20 protein-coding genes are annotated in these 19,617 nt (G+C 49.4%); 10 read left to right on the top strand and 10 right to left on the bottom strand.

Annotated elements, in window-relative coordinates; translation table 11 throughout:
• Window positions 1-66: 66 nt before the first annotated feature.
• Window positions 67-1,761 (bottom strand): DUF4127 family protein, encoded by a 1,695-nt coding sequence (locus HPT30_RS14390; protein WP_246317087.1) that lies wholly within the window; start codon window positions 1,759-1,761, stop codon window positions 67-69.
• Window positions 1,762-2,018: 257 nt separating this feature from the next.
• Between HPT30_RS14390 and HPT30_RS30700 the strand changes: the two genes are divergently transcribed.
• The gene (locus tag HPT30_RS30700) at window positions 2,019-2,357 is read left to right on the top strand and encodes a sigma factor-like helix-turn-helix DNA-binding protein (RefSeq protein WP_175372049.1); all 339 of its coding nucleotides are present in this window, start codon (window positions 2,019-2,021) and stop codon (window positions 2,355-2,357) included.
• On the top strand, window positions 2,309-2,545 hold the full coding sequence (locus tag HPT30_RS14380) for a helix-turn-helix domain-containing protein (protein WP_175372048.1): 237 nt from the start codon (window positions 2,309-2,311) through the stop codon (window positions 2,543-2,545). The genes HPT30_RS30700 and HPT30_RS14380 overlap by 49 nt, the downstream gene beginning before the upstream one ends.
• Window positions 2,546-2,698: 153 nt before the next feature.
• On the opposite strand, the gene HPT30_RS14375 is transcribed toward HPT30_RS14380, so the two are convergent.
• Together HPT30_RS14375 and HPT30_RS14370 are read right to left on the bottom strand one after the other, a co-directional pair.
• On the bottom strand, window positions 2,699-4,372 hold the full coding sequence (locus HPT30_RS14375) for a glycosyltransferase family 2 protein (protein WP_175372047.1): 1,674 nt from the start codon (window positions 4,370-4,372) through the stop codon (window positions 2,699-2,701).
• Window positions 4,369-5,484, bottom strand: a complete 1,116-nt coding sequence (locus HPT30_RS14370; protein ID WP_175372046.1) for a tetratricopeptide repeat-containing glycosyltransferase family 2 protein — start codon at window positions 5,482-5,484, stop codon at window positions 4,369-4,371. The genes HPT30_RS14375 and HPT30_RS14370 overlap by 4 nt, the downstream gene beginning before the upstream one ends.
• Before the next feature lie 341 nt (window positions 5,485-5,825).
• Between HPT30_RS14370 and HPT30_RS14365 the strand changes: the two genes are divergently transcribed.
• The 6 genes from HPT30_RS14365 (at window position 5,826) to HPT30_RS14340 (ending at window position 11,714) form a co-directional block, all read left to right on the top strand.
• Window positions 5,826-7,439, top strand: coding sequence for an ABC transporter substrate-binding protein (locus HPT30_RS14365; protein WP_175372045.1), 1,614 nt, complete (start codon window positions 5,826-5,828; stop codon window positions 7,437-7,439).
• 68 nt (window positions 7,440-7,507) lie between these two features.
• Window positions 7,508-8,458 carry an ABC transporter permease gene (locus HPT30_RS14360; protein ID WP_175372044.1) on the top strand — a complete coding sequence of 317 codons (951 nt, stop codon included), beginning with the start codon at window positions 7,508-7,510 and terminating at the stop codon, window positions 8,456-8,458.
• Window positions 8,459-8,462: 4 nt separating this feature from the next.
• Window positions 8,463-9,308 (top strand): ABC transporter permease, encoded by an 846-nt coding sequence (locus HPT30_RS14355; protein ID WP_175372043.1) that lies wholly within the window; start codon window positions 8,463-8,465, stop codon window positions 9,306-9,308.
• Between the two features lie 15 nt (window positions 9,309-9,323).
• On the top strand, window positions 9,324-10,328 hold the full coding sequence (locus tag HPT30_RS14350; protein WP_175372042.1) for an ABC transporter ATP-binding protein: 1,005 nt from the start codon (window positions 9,324-9,326) through the stop codon (window positions 10,326-10,328).
• A complete protein-coding gene (locus tag HPT30_RS14345; protein ID WP_175372041.1) occupies window positions 10,325-11,233 on the top strand; it encodes an ABC transporter ATP-binding protein in 909 nt (302 codons plus the stop codon). The genes HPT30_RS14350 and HPT30_RS14345 overlap by 4 nt, the downstream gene beginning before the upstream one ends.
• Window positions 11,234-11,264: 31 nt before the next feature.
• The gene (locus HPT30_RS14340) at window positions 11,265-11,714 is read left to right on the top strand and encodes a hypothetical protein (RefSeq protein WP_175372040.1); all 450 of its coding nucleotides are present in this window, start codon (window positions 11,265-11,267) and stop codon (window positions 11,712-11,714) included.
• Between the two features lie 137 nt (window positions 11,715-11,851).
• Here the strand turns inward: HPT30_RS14340 and HPT30_RS14335 are convergent, their stop codons facing one another.
• Genes HPT30_RS14335 through HPT30_RS14310 form a run of 6 tightly spaced genes read right to left on the bottom strand, consistent with a single transcriptional unit; the run spans window position 11,852 to window position 17,047 of the window.
• The gene (locus tag HPT30_RS14335) at window positions 11,852-12,718 is read right to left on the bottom strand and encodes a metallophosphoesterase family protein (RefSeq protein WP_175372039.1); all 867 of its coding nucleotides are present in this window, start codon (window positions 12,716-12,718) and stop codon (window positions 11,852-11,854) included.
• 46 nt (window positions 12,719-12,764) lie between these two features.
• The gene (locus tag HPT30_RS14330; RefSeq protein ID WP_175372038.1) at window positions 12,765-13,106 is read right to left on the bottom strand and encodes a DMT family transporter; all 342 of its coding nucleotides are present in this window, start codon (window positions 13,104-13,106) and stop codon (window positions 12,765-12,767) included.
• Window positions 13,103-13,891, bottom strand: coding sequence for an HAD family hydrolase (locus tag HPT30_RS14325; RefSeq protein WP_175372037.1), 789 nt, complete (start codon window positions 13,889-13,891; stop codon window positions 13,103-13,105). The genes HPT30_RS14330 and HPT30_RS14325 overlap by 4 nt, the downstream gene beginning before the upstream one ends.
• A gap of 15 nt (window positions 13,892-13,906) precedes the next feature.
• Window positions 13,907-15,256, bottom strand: coding sequence for an ABC transporter substrate-binding protein (locus HPT30_RS14320; protein WP_175372113.1), 1,350 nt, complete (start codon window positions 15,254-15,256; stop codon window positions 13,907-13,909).
• Between the two features lie 41 nt (window positions 15,257-15,297).
• On the bottom strand, window positions 15,298-16,140 hold the full coding sequence (locus tag HPT30_RS14315) for a carbohydrate ABC transporter permease (RefSeq protein WP_175372036.1): 843 nt from the start codon (window positions 16,138-16,140) through the stop codon (window positions 15,298-15,300).
• A 28-nt stretch (window positions 16,141-16,168) separates the two neighbouring features.
• Window positions 16,169-17,047, bottom strand: a complete 879-nt coding sequence (locus HPT30_RS14310) for a carbohydrate ABC transporter permease (RefSeq protein ID WP_246317086.1) — start codon at window positions 17,045-17,047, stop codon at window positions 16,169-16,171.
• Window positions 17,048-17,262: 215 nt separating this feature from the next.
• On the opposite strand from HPT30_RS14310, the gene HPT30_RS14305 reads away from it, so the two are divergent.
• Both HPT30_RS14305 and HPT30_RS14300 read left to right on the top strand, forming a co-directional pair.
• Window positions 17,263-17,820, top strand: a complete 558-nt coding sequence (locus HPT30_RS14305) for a GbsR/MarR family transcriptional regulator (protein ID WP_175372112.1) — start codon at window positions 17,263-17,265, stop codon at window positions 17,818-17,820.
• 180 nt (window positions 17,821-18,000) lie between these two features.
• The gene (locus HPT30_RS14300; protein ID WP_175372034.1) at window positions 18,001-19,017 is read left to right on the top strand and encodes an AI-2E family transporter; all 1,017 of its coding nucleotides are present in this window, start codon (window positions 18,001-18,003) and stop codon (window positions 19,015-19,017) included.
• 94 nt (window positions 19,018-19,111) lie between these two features.
• Here the strand turns inward: HPT30_RS14300 and HPT30_RS14295 are convergent, their stop codons facing one another.
• Window positions 19,112-19,501, bottom strand: coding sequence for a hypothetical protein (locus tag HPT30_RS14295; RefSeq protein WP_175372033.1), 390 nt, complete (start codon window positions 19,499-19,501; stop codon window positions 19,112-19,114).
• Window positions 19,502-19,617 lie beyond the last annotated feature (116 nt).

Here is a 19,617-nt window from a genome sequence, read left to right as displayed (position 1 = left end):
CAGCAGCCCGTTCCACTTTTTGTGGAGCGGGCTGCTTTATTTGGCTTTGGAGTGGGAAGAATGACGCTATTCCAGATTCAGTGCCGGATTCAGCGTAATTTCAAAGGCACGGCCCCAGATGAAGTCCGGGTTCTCGTATGGGAGTATCGCGCAGGCATATTCAGCATAGGTCCAGTCAGAGCCGCAGATCTGGAGAATCGCTGAGTTGCCGGCTTGAAACGCTGCTTTACCGGCAAGTGTGGCGGTATGGATCTGCATCTGCTCCCGCAGGACAGTCTGCATATGAGTATAATCGGCAGGTGAATTGAACAGCAGCATATTCTGATCGGCAAGTGTTGAAGTATTGGTGTACAAGGAATGATCTCTGGAATAGGTTCGAATCTGGACGATGGCGAGTGTTTTATAGTAGTAGTCTTTCAAAAAGCGTTTGAACAGTAATGATCCATGAGCGTTCATAGCCGCCTTAAGGGCGGTTTCATTCGTCTCTGTCAACAAGTAGGCATACCGTGCTTGCCCCATACCAAGTGCGAGCCCCATTTTGTTACCGGCAGTATTCCAGGCACAGTATCCCAGAAGACGGCCCGTGTGTTCGCTACCCAGCAGGGCCTCTGTGACTGCAGGATTCCCTTTGCCCAAGTCGACGAAATCAATGACGATGGTCGGAATACACTGATCACTGTTGGCGGTGATTCTGTTCATAGCCGCAGATAGTTGATCTGCAGCAGTAATCGCGACAATCTCCACTGCAGGGTGATTTGATACCATGCGGCCGCCGATGATATCCACATGCCGCTCTATATTTTGATGGACATCCATATATTCATAAGCGCTGGTAATGGTGGAGCCGTGGGGGCCAAAATAGTGTACAGCGTAACCAGGTTTTACTCCGCTGCGATATAGTTGGTTCGCCATACGAGCCACCAGCGCTTGCCCCAATCCATCCGCATCTGGAAGAATGATGGCTCGATCCGGATTCTGTCCATTACTTCCACCCCCCAGCCAAGCTTGAATGCATCCTTCCACATACTTGATCTCATTGATTTGCACACCTTGGGTGTTGGCGTCGTCCACACCAATCGCAAGGAAATCGATATAGCCCTCTTTCACCAGGGACTCTAGGATATAACGGTTGGATTTGAATTTGTGCTGGCGAGTGTTATAGTACTGCTCTTTATCAAAATGAATGGTATCTCCATAGGAGGAATCAGGAGACAGGTTATACCCCTCCAAAATATCATCAAATGCGGTAAAGGTTCTTCTTGGTTGCAGCATGAGCCCACGCGATTCATTATAGGCGTCCAAAGTAAGCCCCTCAGTAAACACGGTTGTCGCCAGCCGCATAATCGTATCTAGAACAAACACTGGTTTGTCCGGGTAATCTTGCTTAACGAGACGGATAACATCCAGCAAATCTGTTGTTGTCGCATCATAGTCCGGGTAAGCCCCGCCACCATTTGTACGAAGTCTTCTGCTGCCGATCAGGCCCCCGTAGGCCAGCATATCACTCGAAATAATAAAGCCGTCCACTGAAGCGGCATGGTTCAGAATGAAATGGCGGATATTCGCCGGATGGCCATAGGTTGGCGAGGAGGTACTGTCCAGCGTGGTGCCGGAGGAAGTTTTCTCGGAATCCGGGCGGTTCCTGATATCATCAAGCTTCGGTGTAATAATCTGGATGCCGGCAGATCTTCCTTGGACAATGACATCATCCAGGTTCACCGGGCGATCATCGAGCGGTACATACAGCACTTTTTTCATCATATTAGCTCCCTTTGGTTGGATAGGCTGTCATAGCCTTCACTTATATAGGTGATCTCGTGTAGAGAATAACAACCGGAAATCTATTTTTTGCGGAAAAGCACTTAGCCAACGCCATTTGAAATAGAGAATTGACAGCTCATTTCACAATCCAGTTAAATAATGGTACTATAAATAAGAACAAATGTTCCTATTTTGGTTGTAGGAAGTTCTCTTGAATTTCCCTACTATAGACAACACTAGAGAGGAGAGTCTTAATTGTGGACAAGCAGACATCGGTCTATGAGCGCTGTAAAAGCGAGATCTATCGCATTGGATGGAGAGTGCAGTATCGGGCCAGAAAAATCAGGAGCCGGGAATGCTCCTTCTATGACAATCCCCTTCACGGTGCCGGCTTTGCCGTTTCTTCTGAAGAGAAGGTGTGGGTCCGGCAGCTTGTCGACACATTGCCTCCGCAGGGAAAAGTCATTATAGATAAACTTTACTTTCAGGATTTGACGGAAGCCGAGGTTGCCCGGCAGCTGAATATCAGTCAACAGGGGGTGAATAAATGGAAACGAAAGATGATCCGGGAATTATCCCGGACCGTGAAATCCTAGAATTGCTGCGTGCTGCCAAGCAAGGAGACACCGAGGCCATGCTGCAGCTTATAGATTTATATGAAGAGGATATTCTGCGAATCAGCAAATTTATTCATTTGCCGGAGGAGGATGCGGTGTCTGCGATTATTCTGGAGTTTCTGGAGTTTATTCAGAGGGAGACTGAGGCCTTCGACAGGCGATCTTGAGCATGCTGGATCATGAATACCGTGAAAGATATGCAGGTCAAGGCTAGCAACAGGGGCAAAGTCATACGAAAAGGCCAACCGAAATCGGCTGGCCTTTGTTTTTGCAAAGAGTCTGGACTCGCCGTAACCATCATCCGAAGTGAGCTTCCCCGCTCACTCCACCCAAGGTACCAGATGAGGCTGCTCGTCAAGGATGGAGATGTACTGTTCCTTCCACCCATATTGACCTTCGGGGTCAAGGTGCATATATCTTGCGAATTTCTCCAGACGAAACTCCAGTCTAGACCATCCCAGATGCTTGATACGTAGAAGGCTTAATTGATGGGGCACTTCGAACACGTTCTCCGGTAAACGTCCACAGTGCTGCGGCGAATTTTTCCAAGTATAGTTCAAGTCCTTGTTGTAGCGGAGCAGGAATGGCCTGAAGCTGTAGTGGGAACTCCAATACTGGTCATCCCTGTAGTGATTCTCATCCCAGAAATCATAGAGCCGGAAGCAGAGCAGATCAGACTTTGTCTGCCGCAGCAACTCGTCGACCTGTTGGGCGAATCTATTCTCGAACACCTCATCTGCATCGAGGGTGAGAATCCATTCCGGCTCGGTTTGGATCACTTCCTGCCATAACTGTGTGCGCAGTTCATATTCATTGCTGAATCTGGATTCGGTGTTGCGTATAAGGGTGACAGGAAGGCCTGCCAGTACCTCCAGACAGATATCTGCGGTATCATCTGTACTGCCATCATCGATAATCACGGCTTCATCAATATATTTGCGGTGTTCTTCCAGTACCTGTCGCAGAAAGCGGTTGGCCTCATTTTTGACGATCATAGCCAAGGTCAGCTTGGGGCGCTTTTCGGAGGCTGGAATAGCTGCTTCTTTCTCAAGAAGCGGATCTTCTTCCGGCGGGGTTGATTCTAACGATCCTACGGAGTCTTCAGGCTGATTGGAGTCCTCCTGTGAAGGCGGGGACACCGGTTCACTACCCGGCGTTATGCCTGTCTCACCCGACGTACGCTGTACAAATTCATCAATTTTACTGAGATCACTATCCCTGTAGAGATGCAGCGCAGGATAGTGAGTGTCAACGAACAGAGGAATACCAAGCGCTGCGGCGCGAATGCAGAAGTGACGGTCTTCTCCCCAGAAGGAGATATTTTTGACAGGATTATAGCTAACGCCTCTCACGATGGCTGCTTTACTGATGAGTGTACAGGCTCCGAGACCACCGACTTCATAAATTCCGGGAACCTGCATTCTGTTGATGAACTCGTGGAACCTGCTGCGGATATCCTCAGCGGATAGCTTCTCACCTGGTAGTTGATCCCACTGATTGTATTCATCATGCATCCAGACCTGGGGCTGGAACATCGTGTCCGGCTGCCACTGCGTCCAGAAGACCTCAGAAATAATATCTTTCTCCGTGTTGATGAGATGACTCAGCGTATCAGGATGGAGGATCAGATCGGAATCCAGCAAGAATAAATAATCATATTCGAGGGTCTGGGCCCGCTGGATCATAAGGTTCTTGAAGGTAGCCACCTTCCAGACCAGGTTAGTGCTCCAGAAATGGGTGGTATCGTTCCGGATATAAGTATCGTTGTAGCCCGAGGGTTGAATCAGAACATTGCCCGTATTTGCTTCGGTACTTGCTTTGAACGCTTTAAGTAATTCGGAAGACTGCCCATCCTGATTGTCGTCGATAAAAAAGAAATCAAGTTGAATTCCCTCCAACTTCAAGCGGCCCAGTGACTCCAGAAAATGCTGCAACACAGTCGCCTTCTGATGAATAGGGCTGCCAAGCAGCACGCGGATCGGTTGGTCACTCATACGTCACCCCCCTGGCTGGTGTCTGACTCCGCTTGTGTCTGCGGATTAAGGACAGCCTCCAGATAGGCCTTGTTTAACAGTATACGTTCGTCACTCGGACGGTAGGTCCGGGCCGCCTCGTTATGGGCGTAAGCCATTTGATGCTGGCCGATTCTGTCATAGCAGACGCAGAGCTGAAGGTGAGGTAGCCAAGTGGAGCAGGCCAGGTTGCGCAGTCCCCATTGATCGCCGGAAGGCTGGTCGGCTACAGCTGCCTTATACCAGAAGATGGCCGCATTGATATTATTTTTATTGAGAAAATGGTATCCGATCCGGCAGCAAAATTCCGCGCGTGGCTGATCATACCGGAAGGACAGAAGGGCGGCTTCCAGCGCCCGGTCCTCATCTTTCAGCCCGTGGTAGCAATCCGCCAACTTGCCGCAGGCAGCGATGTTGTCCTCAATCCAGCCCAGCCCGGTCCCGAGGAATTCCCCATAGAAGCGGATGGCCCGCTCATACTGGCTGTGATCCAGCAGCTCGTTGGCGAAGTAATATAAGTCCCGAGGTGAGAATTGCTCTCCACCAGCCAGACGTTCTTCATAGATATTCAGGTTACGGTCGCTGTCATGATGGATGCTGCTGTGGGTAACGGCGATATCACTGTTGATGATGTTCCCGCTAACCTCCAGATATTCATGGACGGCTCCGATCCAGCGGAAGCCATTGCTTCTCTTGACCAGCCGGTTGCGGCGTAGACTGGACACCACATTCCCTTCTTCATCAAAGGCCAGGTGATAATTCATGGTAACAGAGTCGACCGCCGGGTCCAGCGTGTCCTTGAGGGCGCGCAGGCGCTCACGATCCACATCCTTGAAGACATCATCTGCATCCAGCCAAAGGATATATTCCTTCGTCGCTTGTGAGAAGGCGTGGTTACGGGCAGCGGCGAAATCATAAATCCATTCAAAATCAAACACCTGATCACTATACTTACGAATGATCTCTTTTGTAGCGTCTGTCGATCCTGTATCGACAATAATAATCTCATCGACCAAATCGGCCACGGAGCTCAGGCAGCGGTCCAAGGTATCCTCTTCATTTTTTACGATCATGCACAGACTTATTGTGATCATAAGGTCCTCCCGTTCTCAAAATACAATTGTGCGTTTGGTTTAATATATTTAGAAAACGTGAATGGTGACCCTCATTTTTTTCATGGTGCATATTTTCTTTGGTTAAAACCTGAAGAATGGAGCAATATAGGGTTGTGTTGTGATCAGCGTATTTAAAAATTGATGCAAATGCTGTACAATAACTTCAGTACGTCATTACAAAAGGTAAGGTTAGTACACTTAGTCACTAATTTCCTTTTTGTTGCATTTATGTGAAAATACATCCATTGTAATCCCTAGTATTCCGATGTATAATTAAAAAACATCTTGGGATTCAATAGAGAGATATGGGGGAAAGAAACATGCGTAAACGACTAACTGGTTTTATCGGCGTGATATTATTGACACTCCTGGTGAGTGCTTGCTCCGGCGGAAATAACGCAGCACCTGCTGCAAGTAATGCACCTGCGGAATCGCAGCAGCCTGCTGATAATGGCGCACCAAAAGACGGCGGTAATCTAATTATTGGAGTAGCTGCCGATCCGGTCATCCTGAATCCGAACTATGCGGGCGACCGTGTCAGCCTGACCATCGACCAAGCGCTATATGCACCATTGTTCCAAGTGAATAACGGAAAGAAAACCTTTTATCTGGCGGACAGCCTGACACCATCCGCAGATAACCTTACTTATACATTGAAGCTGAAGAGTGGACTGACTTGGCATGACGGAGAGAAGCTTACAGCTGACGACGTAGTGTTCACGATTAACAGTATTTTGGACGAGAAGCAGAACAGCCTTCTGAGATCCAACCTGATTATCGGTGACAAGCCGATTCAAGCGGTTAAGGTGGACGATCTGACTGTAGAATTCAAGCTTCCGCAAGTCGCACCAGCTTTTGAAGCCACACTGGTACAGATTTCTCCGATTCCAAAGCATATCTTTGAGAATGAAGCAGACATCGAGAAGAGCCCTAAAAATAATACTCCAGTCGGCTCTGGCCCGTTCAAATTCAAAGAATACAAAACCGGTGAATACCTGACTTTGGAACGCTTCGATAATTACTTCGGCGGCAAGCCGCATCTGGATTCTGTAACTTACCGGATTGCTAAAGACACTAACAGTGCGAACCTTGCACTGCAAAACGGCGAGATCAACGTGAAGTATCTTGATCCGCAAGACGTAGCGACATTCCAAGCGACGAATAACTTTGAAATTCTGCCTTACAGCGAAGGACGTCTGGCATACCTGCTGTTCAACGCTAACAGTGACAGAGGTGCTCTTGCTAAAAAAGAAGTACGTGAAGCTCTATCCCTGGCGCTGAGCCGCGATGAGTTGATCCAAACAGCCTATACATCCGGTGATTATGCTGAACCGGCAAAATCATTCGTAACACCTGATGGTTTGTTCTTTACCAATGACGTAACTTCGTATGATAATGACGCGGCTAAAGCCAAGGAACTATTGGACAAAGCTGGTGTCAGCAACCTGAAGCTGAGATTTATCACAACGAGCGGTAACAAGGTACAAGAAGCTGTTTCCTTGTATGTTCAACAAAAGCTGAAAGCGATCGGTGTGGATGTGGAATTGCAAAGCGTAGATGCTTCCGCATACTCCAAACGATTCACGGATAAAGACGCTAAAGACTTTGAACTTGCTCTGGCTGGATATATTATGGGCTATGACCCGGATGCATACCGTATCCTGTACAGCTCTACCGGGAATTCCAATTACTCGCATTATAACAATCCGGAAGTCGACAAATTGTTTGAAGCAGGTGCTGGTGAAGCAGACACTGCTAAGCGCGGAGAAATCTACAAAAAAGCACAGGAGATCGTAGCTGAGGATGCACCGATTTACCCTATTGCGTATACCAAGACCATCGTAGCTGTCTCTAAGCAATATGGTGGCATTGAAGAAGCAGTATTGAAGCCTGTCGTTATTTTTGAAGATTTGTCCAAAATCTACCTTAAATAAGAACGGGAAAAAATAAGCTGGTTAATCCAGCTTATTTTTTTGCCGATATGAGCTGGGAGAGTATACGAATGAGACAACTCATCGTCCGTAGATTGCTGCAAACCGTACCGCTGTTGTTCTTCGTATCGGTGGTATGCTTTTTCATGATCAAGCTGGCGCCGGGCGATCCGGTGCTTTCCTTCGTAACCCCGAATATGCATGCCGAAGATATCGAGCGTGTCCGGCATAATTTGGGACTGGACAAGCCGGCCTACATCCAATATTTCATCTGGCTTAAAGAATTGCTTCAAGGTAATTTTGGTTATTCACTGACCAATCACCAGCCGGTGCTGGACCAGATTTTGGAGCGCCTCCCGGCTACCGCCGGTTTGATGGGCAGCGCCATTGCTCTAGCTGTGCTACTCGCGATTCCCCTCGGCCTTCTGGCCGGAGCGAACCGCAACCGCTGGGTGGATAAGCTGATTAACTTTATTTCGTATATCGGGATTTCCGTGCCGTTGTTCTGGCTGGCTATTCTGATGATTTATTTATTCGCGATCAAGCTTCATTGGCTTCCTAGTATGGGGATGCGTACCATTGGCGTGGAATCTACAGCAGATGTTATCAAGCATGGAGTTCTGCCTTGTACGGTGCTGGCTTTCGGATTCCTGACCAGTTATGTACGGTATATCCGTTCCAGCACCATCGGTCAGCTAAAAGAAGAGTACGTACAGATTCAATATGCCTTTGGGGCTTCGAAGACTACAGTGCTGTTCCGCCATGTTATGAAGCATGTGCTGCTGCCGGTAATTACGCTGCTCGGGATGTCCATGGGTGATCTTGTAGCCGGAGCGATTGTTACGGAGACGGTATTCTCTTGGCCGGGAATCGGTTCTCTGGGCATGACTGCGGTAAGAGGTATGGATTACCCTGTCATTATGGGTATCACTTTATTCTCTTCTCTGATGCTGATTATAGGCAATCTGGCGGCGGATATCCTGTACAGCTTCGTGGATCCGCGAATTAAACTAACGAGGTGACCTCATGAATCGCAGTAAATGGAAAAATGTCGGAAGTGAGCTGCTGGGAAACGGTATGGGTGTCGCTGCCCTTATCCTTCTGTTGCTGTTCACGCTTGCCTCGGTCTTCGCGTTCTTATCCGGTCATGATCCGAATGAGTTAAATGTAATGGAACGTTTGACCCCACCCGGTGCAGGGCATTGGTTCGGAACCGATGATTTCGGGCGGGATTATTTCGCCAGAGCGCTGTACGGAGGCCGGGTATCCTTGTTAGTTGGCTTCACTGCCATGATTATTGCGACCGGCATTGGCGTCACAGTAGGAGTGATCAGCGGCTACTTCGGCGGCTGGCTGGACAACCTTCTGATGCGTATGCTGGATGTAATATTGTCGATACCGACGTTTCTGATCCTGCTGCTGCTCAGCGTATTTTTGAAGCCGAGCGTCGGCAATATTATTGTCATTATTGCTTTACTGATGTGGATGCATATCGCCCGGGTAATCCGCGCGGAGACGATGACCCTGAAGGAACGGGAATTTGTACTTTACGCCAAGGCCTCGGGTCAAAGTGCGTTCGGCATCATCCTGAAGCATATTATGCCGGGCTTGATCCCGGTCATCATTGTAGGGGCTACGAATAACATCGCTTCGGCGATTATGATGGAGTCTTCCCTGAGCTTTTTGGGCTTTGGGGTACAACCTCCGAATGCAACATGGGGCAGCATGCTGAACAATGCGCAGGGTTATATCGCGCAGGCGCCATATTTGGCGGTGTTCCCGGGCTTACTGATCCTTTTGACTGTACTGAGCTTTAATATATTGGGCGATATTCTGCGGGTTGGCTTTGAACCGAAGCTAATCAAGAGATAGGAGTGTGGAGACATCATGACGGAACGTCTACTGTCTGTTGAGGATTTGAAGGTTTCGTTCTCCACGCGGGATGGAGAGAATCAAGCTGTGCGCGGTGTTAGCTTCCATATCGATGCCGGGGAGACCGTGGGTATTGTCGGTGAGTCCGGCAGTGGTAAGAGCGTGACAGCCAAGGCGATTATGTCTTTGATCACACCACCCGGCAAAATCACCTCAAGGAACGTCAACTTCCGCGGTGAGAACCTCCTGAACCTGTCGGAGAAGCAGTGGAGAAAACTGCGCGGTAACCAGATCGCGATGGTCTTTCAGGACCCGATGACCTCGCTGAATCCGGTCAAAAAGATCGGTCAACAATTAACAGAAGTGATCCGCAGACACCGCGGATTAAATAAAGAAGCGGCGCTGACGGAAGCGGCTAATATGCTGCGTCAGGTTGGGATTAGCCAACCCGAGCAGCGCTTGCAGCAATATCCGCATGAATTCAGCGGCGGGATGCGGCAGCGGGTGATGATCGCCATGGCGCTTTCCTGCCAGCCGGAGCTTTTAATTGCGGATGAGCCGACAACGGCGCTGGATGCGACGATCCAGGCGCAGATTCTAGACCTATTTAAGGAACTGAAGGGTAATTCACATACTGCAGTCGCGCTAATAACCCATGATCTGGGCGTAGTGGCCCAAGTCTGTACCCGGGTCATTGTCATGTATGGTGGATTGATCATGGAAGAGGGAACGGTAGAGGATATCTTTTACCGTCCGCAGCATCCTTACACTAAAGGTTTGCTGCGCTCTATTCCGAAGAATGGGGGCAAGTCGAAAGAACGCCTGGTGCCGATCGAAGGCTCACCGCCGGATCTGCTGGATCCCCCGCCTGGTTGCCCATTCATGGACCGTTGCCCTCATGCATTTGCCCGCTGTGCGGAGCGGCCTCCGGTATTCGAACTGTCGGCGGGACATCGCTCGATGTGTTGGCTGGCTGATGGTGAGGTATCTGTAGGTGTGGAAGGAGGGACGTTCGCTTGAGTGAGAGCAAAATATTGGTCGACGTGAAGAATCTCAAGAAGCATTTCTCCAAAGGCAAAGACATCTGGGGACGTGATACGGATGTGCTGAAGGCAGTGGACGGTGTTAGCTTCCAGATCCGCAAGGGTGAGACCTTTGGTCTTGTCGGCGAATCGGGGAGCGGCAAGTCGACAGTAGGGCGCTGTCTGCTTCGTCTGTATGATTATACGGACGGAGAAGTATCTTTCGATGGGCAACAAATCGGCGGATTGGGCGAGAAAAAGCTGAAGCCGTTTCGCAGACGTATTCAGTCGATTTTCCAAGACCCGTATTCTTCGCTGAATCCCGGTCTGAATGTGCTGGAGCTGATCAGCGAGCCGATGAAGATCCACGGTACCCACCAGGGCGAAGATCGTAAGGAAATCATTGCGGCCCTGCTGGAAAAAGTGGGACTTAAGCGAGAGCATCTGTACCGCTTCCCGCATGAGTTCAGCGGCGGGCAGCGCCAGCGGATCTCCATTGCCAGAGCCCTGTCAGTGAGACCGGAATTTGTCGTCTGTGACGAGCCCATCTCTGCGCTGGACGTTTCCGTTCAAGCCCAGGTCGTGAACATGCTGGAGGATTTGCAGGCTGAGTTCGGACTGACGTATCTCTTCATCGCGCATGATCTGTCAATGGTGCGGCACATCTCCGATCGCATCGGAGTAATGTATGCTGGCCGTTTGGTTGAGGTTGCCGAAAGTGATGAATTGTACGAGAACCCACAGCATCCTTACACACAAGCGTTGTTGTCTTCCATCCTGGAGCCGGATCCGAAGAAGGCCGGTCAACGCCTGAGCCAGAACGGTTATACAGCAAAGCGTGGTGGCGAGGGGAATTCCGAGCTTCGCGAAGTAAGCCCTGGCCACTTCGTTGCTGATTTCTAAACCATCTTATCGAAAATGGGAGGAATAAGAGATGTCGGAGAATTTGAACAGAGTGAAGCTGTCCCAGTGGGATTCCCTAATCCTGGAATCGTTGCGTACCTTAGGCTGGTCTGATGACGAGCTGCTACGCAGAGTAGCCTCAGGTGAGCTGCCTGTAGACGAAAGCGAGTTCCATTTTGATTATAAGCAGCTTACGGCGTTGCAGGCTGAGCAGCCTGAACTATTCGAGCGGGCGGTACGGGAAGGCTATCAAATCAAATACAATACCATTCGCGGTGTTCGCAGCTGGATTTTCGTTGCCTTGGGCAAAGAGCCTGTGCTGGAACTTGAGCCGGGTAAGGAAGCTGTAGAGGTATCGTTGACGGCAGCCGAGAAGGCGCGCCTGGAAGGGGTGTTGTCCTTCGGTTGGGAGATTCATGAAGGCAACGGAACCGCAGATGGTGAAGCTTCGAGCTACCGGATTGAGCCTGTACAGCGTTAAGATATAGCTAAAAGCTAGCGCTTGAGCTAGGATTAGCGAAAAAGACTTCAAAAAACGATTGCTCTGCAAGGCTTTACAGCCTGCATGCAATCGTTTTTTTTGTATGATCCTATTAAAGACTTATAGAGATGGGGTTGTTATACCCCACCCACAGGAAAGGCTACCTCGTACTGTGCAGCGGGAATCCAGGTTCCGGTCTTGAAGTCGCGGCCTCGCACCAGCACCTTGTCGCTGTAGATTTCCACATAGAAGCCTTGGCTCCCATCCTTGTGCTCATCCTCATTCGTCCATAGATAGGCAGTTGATGCGGCATTGAACATCGTTGCAGTCTCCCCGCGGCCTGGATACATCGTATTGTCGACTTCCATTTCCCAATGGGTGTGCCCTGTGAACAACAAGGTCTGCGGATGCTTGGAAAGGATGGCCCGCAATTCCTCGTCCTGAGTCACGCCGTACCATTCCTGGGATTCCAGCGAGCCGGCCACAGTATCCTTGAGCGGCTGGTGGAGGAACAGGAAAACCGGCTTGTCCGGTGAAGCTTCCTCACCGAGTTTCAGATCCAGCCATTGAAGCTGCTCCTTGGAAAGGTCGCAGAAGAGCGGTAGATTCTCTTCCGTGCCGATAAAGATAAAGTGGTAGCCGTCTATCCAGTGATCATGATAAGGGCCGGGCATCCCTGTCCGGGAGGCATACAGCGCCAGGCGTGAATGCCAGTCACCCAGGCCAACATCATGGTTACCGAGGGTGAAGCGGACAGTCGGCAGTCCTGCCTGGTGCAAGCTCAAGATACGGCGTACTTCCTCATACTCCTCGGGGAATCCGTGGTCTGTGACATCCCCAATGTGCATGATGCCGCTGCTTCCTTCAGCGTGGCTGGCGATATCGCGCAAAGCCTGTCCGAAGTTAAGATTATACTCATGATTAGGATCGGCAGTGATGTGTGTATCTGTAATGATCTGAAAGCTGGCAAGAGGTTTTGCCACTTCTGCAGAATTTATGTTCATATGGAACAGGCACCTCCTGGAATAATATGAAGGGGACGTGGAGCACTTAGTGGCTTTTGTCGCTAAGATTAAGTCCAACGATCCCCACAACGATGACGGCAATCCAGAGCAGGGAAGACATGGGCATCCGTTCTTTGAAGAAGAAGATGCCTGCTACGGAGATCAGTATGATTCCGGCTCCCGACCATATGGCGTATGCCATCCCCACCTTAATAGAGGTAAGGGCATAATTAAGCGATGTGAAGCTTATCGCGTAGAACAGAAACATGAGCACAGAGGGCCATAAGCGGGAGAACCCTTGAGAGGCTTTCATCGAAATGGTGCCAGATAGCTCGAAGACAATGGCCATGCCCAGGAAGATCCAAGCCCATGCTCCTTCCGGCTTCATTTCCCTGGTCTCCCGACGCTTAGATCTTCGTAGGTACGTACGATGACATCGGCATCAGACAACAGATTGCTTACCTCATCATCCGAAGCTGAACCTGGGAGTCCGATAGCCAGGGCGGCACCTGCCGCCTTGGCCATTCTCATATCGCCGTTCGTATCTCCGATCACCACTACCCCGGAAGGGTCAATCCCAAGTCTGCTACAGGCCAGCTGAACCATATCCGGAAATGGCTTCCCTCGCTCTACCTGATCAGTTCCGATCACCTCAGAGAAGTAATCACGGATGCCGAGCCAGCGCAGATGCTTCTCTGCCGCATCGGTTTCATCGGCGGTGACTACGGCCATAGGCACACCATGGCTCCGGGCCTCCTCCAGGAAGCGTGTCAGCCCCGGCAGGGGGACGACTGGCCGCATCTCGTCCATCATGGCGTCCGCTTCCTTCCGGCACAGATCAACGATCTCCATCGTCTCTGCCCAGGATAGACCTTGCAGGTAGCCCTGCCAGGCGAGAATGGCGTAGAGATCAGCCATCGTACCCATGGCGAGCGGGCCGTTGCGGTCATAATCCGTGATGTTCCCGCCCTCGTTGTGCACGGTACCGAATAGGGATGGGATAGTCTCCGGCTGGAGCGTGAGCTGGCGGCTGTTCAGATGTGCGCCGAAACGCTCCAGCAGGCACTTGGCCCAGACTCCCCAGAGGGATACGAATTCCAGCAGGGTCCCGTCCTTATCGAACAGGATAGCAGATACAGCTTGACGCCCTTGCGGAGTAATAAGATCAGACATTACGATTAGCCACCTTTATTTCAATTTATCCAAAGCCGCTTGTGCGGTTTTCTTCGCTTCTTGAAGTGCCTGTGCTGCAGGAATGTTCTGGATTTCTACCTTGTCAGCTGCAATCTTCAGTGCATCAGTGATTTTGCCGCCAGTTGGGTCCTGGAATGGTGCAGAACCATGTGCTGCTTGCATGAGCGGAATCTTGATTTGTGGATTGCTCTCGCTGAACTTCACGAATTCCGGATCTTGCAGTGCGGATTGACGAACAGAGATGTATCCAGTCTGGATCGACCAGAACGCTGTATTCTCGGAATTAGTGAAGTAGGCCAGCCATTTCATAGCTGCTTGCTTTTGATCGTCGCTAGCTTTGGAAGGAATACCAGCCATCAGTGCTTGAGCGACAGGCTTGCCTTCGCCGACACCGGCCCAACCTGGTTGTTCCATAGCAGCTACGACACCAAAGTCCAGATCGCCTTGGTCACCGCTGGAACCGGTGTAGCCTGCAGCTTGACCCTTCATAACATCGTCAATTGTTTTGTACCAGTACTCCCAGCCTTGACCGCCGGAGTGAATGCGCATGATTTTATCTTCATGAATCCATTTGCGGAACGAATCCCATGTCTGTACCCATTCCGGAGAATCGATCGTTACAGTTTTTCCGTCTTCACTAAGGACACTTCCGCCCTTGCTCAGCACAGCATCATACATATTCTCATAACCCCACATTGGCTCCCAGCCGTAGAAGGAAGTTTTGCCGCCGTCTTTAACAGACATTTTCTCAGCTGCCGCCGCGAGATCTTCCCACGTCTTCAGTTTATCGGCTTCGATTCCGTTCTTCTCAAAAGCATCCTTGCGATAGTACATCACTTGTGTAGTTCCGTACATTGGCAGGAAGAACTGCTTGCCGTCCACTTGTCCCTGAGTCAGGAAAGTCTGTACAAAATCCTCTTTGTTGAAGTCCGGCAGTTGCGCGATCAGATCGTCCATTGGAGCGAAGTAGCCTTTACGCGCCCAGTCTACATTAGAAGACAGTACAGCAGCAGGTACTTGTCCAGTTGCAATAGCGGCCTGGAGCTTCTGTTCGGTCTCTGTATAGTCGCTCTGTACAATTCCTTTGACGATAACGTCCTTCTGTGAGGCGTTGAATTTCTGAATCAGCTTGTCCATGTTCTCGCCCAGCTTACCGCCGAGTCCGTACCAGAATTCAATGGTTACTGGAGCGCTAGGTGCGGAAGAAGCCGGAGCGGTTGTCTCAGCAGCAGCATTCGCTTTACCAGTGGTGTTTGCAGTGTTCGCAGTGTTTCCGCCACAGGCGGTGAGCAGGGTGAAGCTGGCAACCAGAGATACGGCGGATACTTTTTTCAAAACGTTCATCATCATTCTCCTTCAAATTAAGTATTATGGTGATAAGAATATTAACCTTTGCTGGACCCGGCAGTCATGTTGACGCTGGACATAATTGTTTTTTGCGCCACCAGGAAGACAAGCAGCAATGGAGCGATAGTAAAGGCGCTAGCGGCCATGATCAGCGGCCATTTTAATCCGTATGCACCTCCTTCAACAAAGAAGCTGCGGAGTCCGGCAGATACCAACTGGAGGCTAGGATCTTTGGTGATCAGCGTCGGCCAGAAATAGTTGTTGTATTGATCAATGAACGTGATGAGGGCCAGCACCGCAAAGGAAGAGCGGGCAATCGGAACGATAATGGTCCAAAGAATCCGCATATGCGAGGCACCATCCACTTCACCAGCCTCTACCAGTTCATGGGGAACTTGCAGGAATGCCTGTCTAATCAGGAAAATCGAGAATACGCTGACACAGTTGGACAGAATCAGCCCGGCATAGGAATTGAGCAGGCCCAGCTGGGACAGGACCAGATAGCTTGGAAGATAAACGGCTGTGGCCGGAACCATGTAACCGAACAGGATGATTCCGGAGAACAATCCTTTGAGCCGGAATTTCATATGGGTGAGCGCATAGGCCATCATACCGGAATTGAACATTTGGATCAGAACGATGGAAGTAGCAACGATAATGCTGTTACCCATATACCGGGAGAACGGTGCTGCATGCCAGGCCTCTGCAAAGTTGCCCCATAACGGTGTCTGTGGCCATAGCGTTGGCGGGGATTGCCAGATCTCATCATTGGTTTTGAGCGCATTTGTAATCATCCAGTAGAATGGAAAAGCCATGATTAAAGCAAGTGCAGCGAAGAACAAATGGCGTGACAGCTTGCCTATGTGCGAAAGAATACTCATAAAGCCCTCCTGATGGCTAGTTTCATTATTAGTAGTGAGTGTTTCGGCTGCTGAAAATAACGGACAGCAGGGACAGTAGCATACATATGAAGACAAGCGTCATGGCTATAGAGGAGGCTTCCCCGATCTGAAATGACTCGAAAGCGGACTGGTAATACATGTATAGCAGGGTACGCGTGGAACCAGCCGGCCCGCCTTGGGTCAGTACATTAATCTGATCGTAAGCCTGAAGGGCCTGAATCAGCTGAACGATAAACAAGAACAGGGTAGTCGGCGAGATTAGCGGAAGCGTGATGCGAATGAACTTATGGACAGGATTCGCTCCGTCCAGGTCAGCAGCCTCCATAAGATCAGCAGGCACATTACGCAAGGCTACCAGATAAAAGATCATCGCCCAGCCGACAGATTTCCAGATGGTGACGAGTATTACGCCGACGAGCGCCCAGGTTGGATCTTGCAGCCAGCCGAGCTTTTCGAATCCCAGAAAGCTTAGAACCGTATTAGCGAGGCCGATCTCCGGCTCGTAGATCCATGACCAGACGATGGATACGGCTACCGTTGGTGTCACCCAAGGCGAGAATAACAGAACCTGGTAAATCGCGGAGCCTTTCAGCTTCTTGTTCATTAGAAGGGCCAATCCAAGGCCGATCACAATGACAGGAATTACGGTGCCTGCACAGAACAGCGCAGTGACCCTTAGTGCCTGGTAAAAAGCAGGGTTGCTGAACAGATTGATGTAGTTGTCGAGCCCGACAAAGGTTTTCTCCGGACTCATGAAGTCCCACTCGTTAAAGCTTAGATACAAGACGTACAGCAGCGGTCCAAGCCAGAACACGGTGAACGGAATCATAGCTGGCAGTGTGAATAGTACTGGCTTCAGGCCGCCGATAAACTTCGAGCGAATCATTGTGTATATACCCCATTCCATCTTTTCAATTTCACTGTATAATTTGGAGTAAAGCTTCTCTGTTCAAAAAAAATTGTACACTCAATATCTATAGGTGTGGTAAAGACGGCGTAAAACGGAAGCTAGATTTATGTAAAATTCTTAAAAAACGCGATAAAAGTTTCAGTTTTGTGTAATGTAGAGGATAGATTCCACAGGAAGTGAAGGTGTGCATGATGAAGCGAGAAGGAATTGGAGAGTTAGATTTGGAGCTGACGCCGCGGATGCAATTGCAGCGCAGAATGATCGATGCTATCGCGCAGACGATGGATTTATATGGAGCCAATTATTCATTCGGGCAGTTGTACGGGATCATGTTCTTTGAGGACCGACCGATGACGCTTGAAGAAATGAAGCATATGATGAGCATGAGCAAGAGTAATATGAGCTATGGGGTTCGTTCCCTAATCTCTTCGGGCATGGTTACGAAGCTTACGGAAAAACAGGATCGCAAAGATTTGTATATGGCGGAGACGGATTTCTTCCGGGCGTTCAGAAGTTTCTTTACAATGAAGCTGCAAAGGGAGATTGATGTAATGAATGAAGCGCTGGAGCATGTGTTGCCAGGTCTGCAGGAGCTGCTTGAGGAGGCAGAGCTGTCTGAGGACGAGCGGGAGCGCTGCTTGATAGACTACGCCAAGATACAGCATGCGGTGGAGTTTTATCAATCGTTGCAACAATTTGTGGACGAACTACGTGTGGGGGATATTTTGCCATATAAAGGGGGAGCCTAGACGGATAGCAGGACAAATTGGTAGGTACGGATGCCTAATTCTGCAATATCTCTTGTTTTTTTCTAAAAAAGCACAAAAATCGCGAAAATACGACCGATTCAGAGCCCGTTATTTGCTATAATTGTTTTCATTAATGTAGACTATAATAAGGTGCCAATTGCAAGCGAATGGAGAGGAAGCATGGAAGTGTTCAAGCGTTTTTTTGAAAATTTAACTGTTCGGCGTTTCGGAATATTATTTCTGATCTGCCTGCTGTTGTTCAGTATCAGAGATATGCTCAATCTGGTGCTGCTGACCTTTCTGATTGCTTATGTCATGAACAGCTTTCAGGTGATGCTAACCAAACGGCTTGACAAATATGTCCGGATCAACAGCAAGGTTATTATTGTTTTTCTGTACCTGGCTTTGATTGCTACGATTGTTTTCGCACTCGTCAATTACCTTCCGAAAGTATTTGTCCAGATCAAGCAATTAACGTATTTTCTAACCAACCTTACTCCTGAAGATATTCCCCAGAATGACATCACCCAGCATATTTTTAGAACCTTGAAGGATTTGAACTACCAATCCTACATGACTCAAGGGATCGAGTATGTTCTGAGAATCAGTAATTGGGGTACGACCTTTGTGTTATCCACGATCCTAAGCTTTGTCTTCATCCTGGAGAAGAACCGAATTGTGGCCTTCACTTCCAGACTGAGCACTAGTAAGATTAGCTGGTTCTACAAGGAACTGGAGTACTTTGGTCAAAAATTCATCTCTTCTTTCGGCAAAGTCATCGAAGCGCAGCTTCTGATCGCGATGTTCAATACTGTGTTTACGGTGGTCGGGCTGTGGATTCTGGGCTTTCCGTATCTGTTCGCGCTTTCTATTATGATTTTCCTGCTTAGTTTGATCCCGGTCGTAGGTTTTGTGATCTCGTTGATCCCGCTATGTATTATTGGTTACAACATCGGCGGCCTCATGATGACGATCTATGTACTAGCTATGATTGCTATACTGCATTTTATAGAGGGATATTTCCTCAATCCGAAGCTGATGTCTTCCAAAATGAATCTGCCTATGTTCTACACCTTTGTCGTTCTGCTCTTCTCAGAACATTATTTAGGGATATGGGGCCTGATTCTCGGTATTCCGATCTTCGTCTTCTTCCTTGATATTCTGGAGATTGAACGGGAGAATGAGAAGAAGGGATAACTTCTATTCATGTACACACAAGAAAGCCCGGCCATTTGGCCGGGCTTTTAGTTTCTGCTAGCGCTCAGAATGTCCACTTTCTATGTAACTCCTGTTAACCGAATGAAGTGAGGACACTTTGCTCAACAATTTCTTTGATTTCTGCCTTGTGTGCAGCGTATTGCTCAGCCGTAATGCTTCCGCTGTGTAGTCGCTCATCCAGCTGCTGTGTAAGCTGTGTCAGTTGCAGCTCAATCACGTTCGCGATATCCCCGCCCTGATCAGCGGCAATGTCATGCAGTGACTTCCCGTCATACAACGATTCATATAGCTCCTCATTGGATGATTGATTGAGTGCTTCCAGCAGGTCATCTTTCTCCGCAACGCCAGTGGCAGTCCACTTCGCTACCGGACTTGCGCTTGTGATGGAGCTGCCCCAGGCGGTGCCTCCGAAGGACATGGCTACTACCATCGTTCCGACAATCATCACTCGCTTTATGTTCATAGTTAGAAATCCTCTTTTCCTGTTTTTTGGTGCTTAATATATACGTACGGTTATGGGTGTGAGAGTTCAGTCTTCTGTTTGACCTAATGTTATTGTAAACAGCGAACCTGAGATAA

Origin of the sequence: Paenibacillus agri, assembly GCF_013359945.1 — a bacterium.
Classification (GTDB): Bacteria; Bacillota; Bacilli; order Paenibacillales; family Paenibacillaceae; genus Paenibacillus_AQ; species Paenibacillus_AQ agri.
This window is presented reverse-complemented; position numbering and strand designations above follow the sequence as displayed.

Coding starts and splice junctions, on each gene's coding strand:
- HPT30_RS14390 (WP_246317087.1), bottom strand. CDS start 1,761: ATGATGAAAAAAGTGCTGTATGTACCGCTCGATGATCGCCCGGTGAAC.
- HPT30_RS14380 (WP_175372048.1), top strand. CDS start 2,309: ATGGAAACGAAAGATGATCCGGGAATTATCCCGGACCGTGAAATCCTA.
- HPT30_RS14375 (WP_175372047.1), bottom strand. CDS start 4,372: ATGAGTGACCAACCGATCCGCGTGCTGCTTGGCAGCCCTATTCATCAG.
- HPT30_RS14370 (WP_175372046.1), bottom strand. CDS start 5,484: ATGATCACAATAAGTCTGTGCATGATCGTAAAAAATGAAGAGGATACC.
- HPT30_RS14365 (WP_175372045.1), top strand. CDS start 5,826: ATGCGTAAACGACTAACTGGTTTTATCGGCGTGATATTATTGACACTC.
- HPT30_RS14360 (WP_175372044.1), top strand. CDS start 7,508: ATGAGACAACTCATCGTCCGTAGATTGCTGCAAACCGTACCGCTGTTG.
- HPT30_RS14355 (WP_175372043.1), top strand. CDS start 8,463: ATGAATCGCAGTAAATGGAAAAATGTCGGAAGTGAGCTGCTGGGAAAC.
- HPT30_RS14350 (WP_175372042.1), top strand. CDS start 9,324: ATGACGGAACGTCTACTGTCTGTTGAGGATTTGAAGGTTTCGTTCTCC.
- HPT30_RS14340 (WP_175372040.1), top strand. CDS start 11,265: ATGTCGGAGAATTTGAACAGAGTGAAGCTGTCCCAGTGGGATTCCCTA.
- HPT30_RS14335 (WP_175372039.1), bottom strand. CDS start 12,718: ATGAACATAAATTCTGCAGAAGTGGCAAAACCTCTTGCCAGCTTTCAG.
- HPT30_RS14330 (WP_175372038.1), bottom strand. CDS start 13,106: ATGAAGCCGGAAGGAGCATGGGCTTGGATCTTCCTGGGCATGGCCATT.
- HPT30_RS14325 (WP_175372037.1), bottom strand. CDS start 13,891: ATGTCTGATCTTATTACTCCGCAAGGGCGTCAAGCTGTATCTGCTATC.
- HPT30_RS14320 (WP_175372113.1), bottom strand. CDS start 15,256: ATGAACGTTTTGAAAAAAGTATCCGCCGTATCTCTGGTTGCCAGCTTC.
- HPT30_RS14315 (WP_175372036.1), bottom strand. CDS start 16,140: ATGAGTATTCTTTCGCACATAGGCAAGCTGTCACGCCATTTGTTCTTC.
- HPT30_RS14310 (WP_246317086.1), bottom strand. CDS start 17,047: ATGATTCGCTCGAAGTTTATCGGCGGCCTGAAGCCAGTACTATTCACA.
- HPT30_RS14305 (WP_175372112.1), top strand. CDS start 17,263: ATGAAGCGAGAAGGAATTGGAGAGTTAGATTTGGAGCTGACGCCGCGG.
- HPT30_RS14300 (WP_175372034.1), top strand. CDS start 18,001: ATGGAAGTGTTCAAGCGTTTTTTTGAAAATTTAACTGTTCGGCGTTTC.
- HPT30_RS14295 (WP_175372033.1), bottom strand. CDS start 19,501: ATGAACATAAAGCGAGTGATGATTGTCGGAACGATGGTAGTAGCCATG.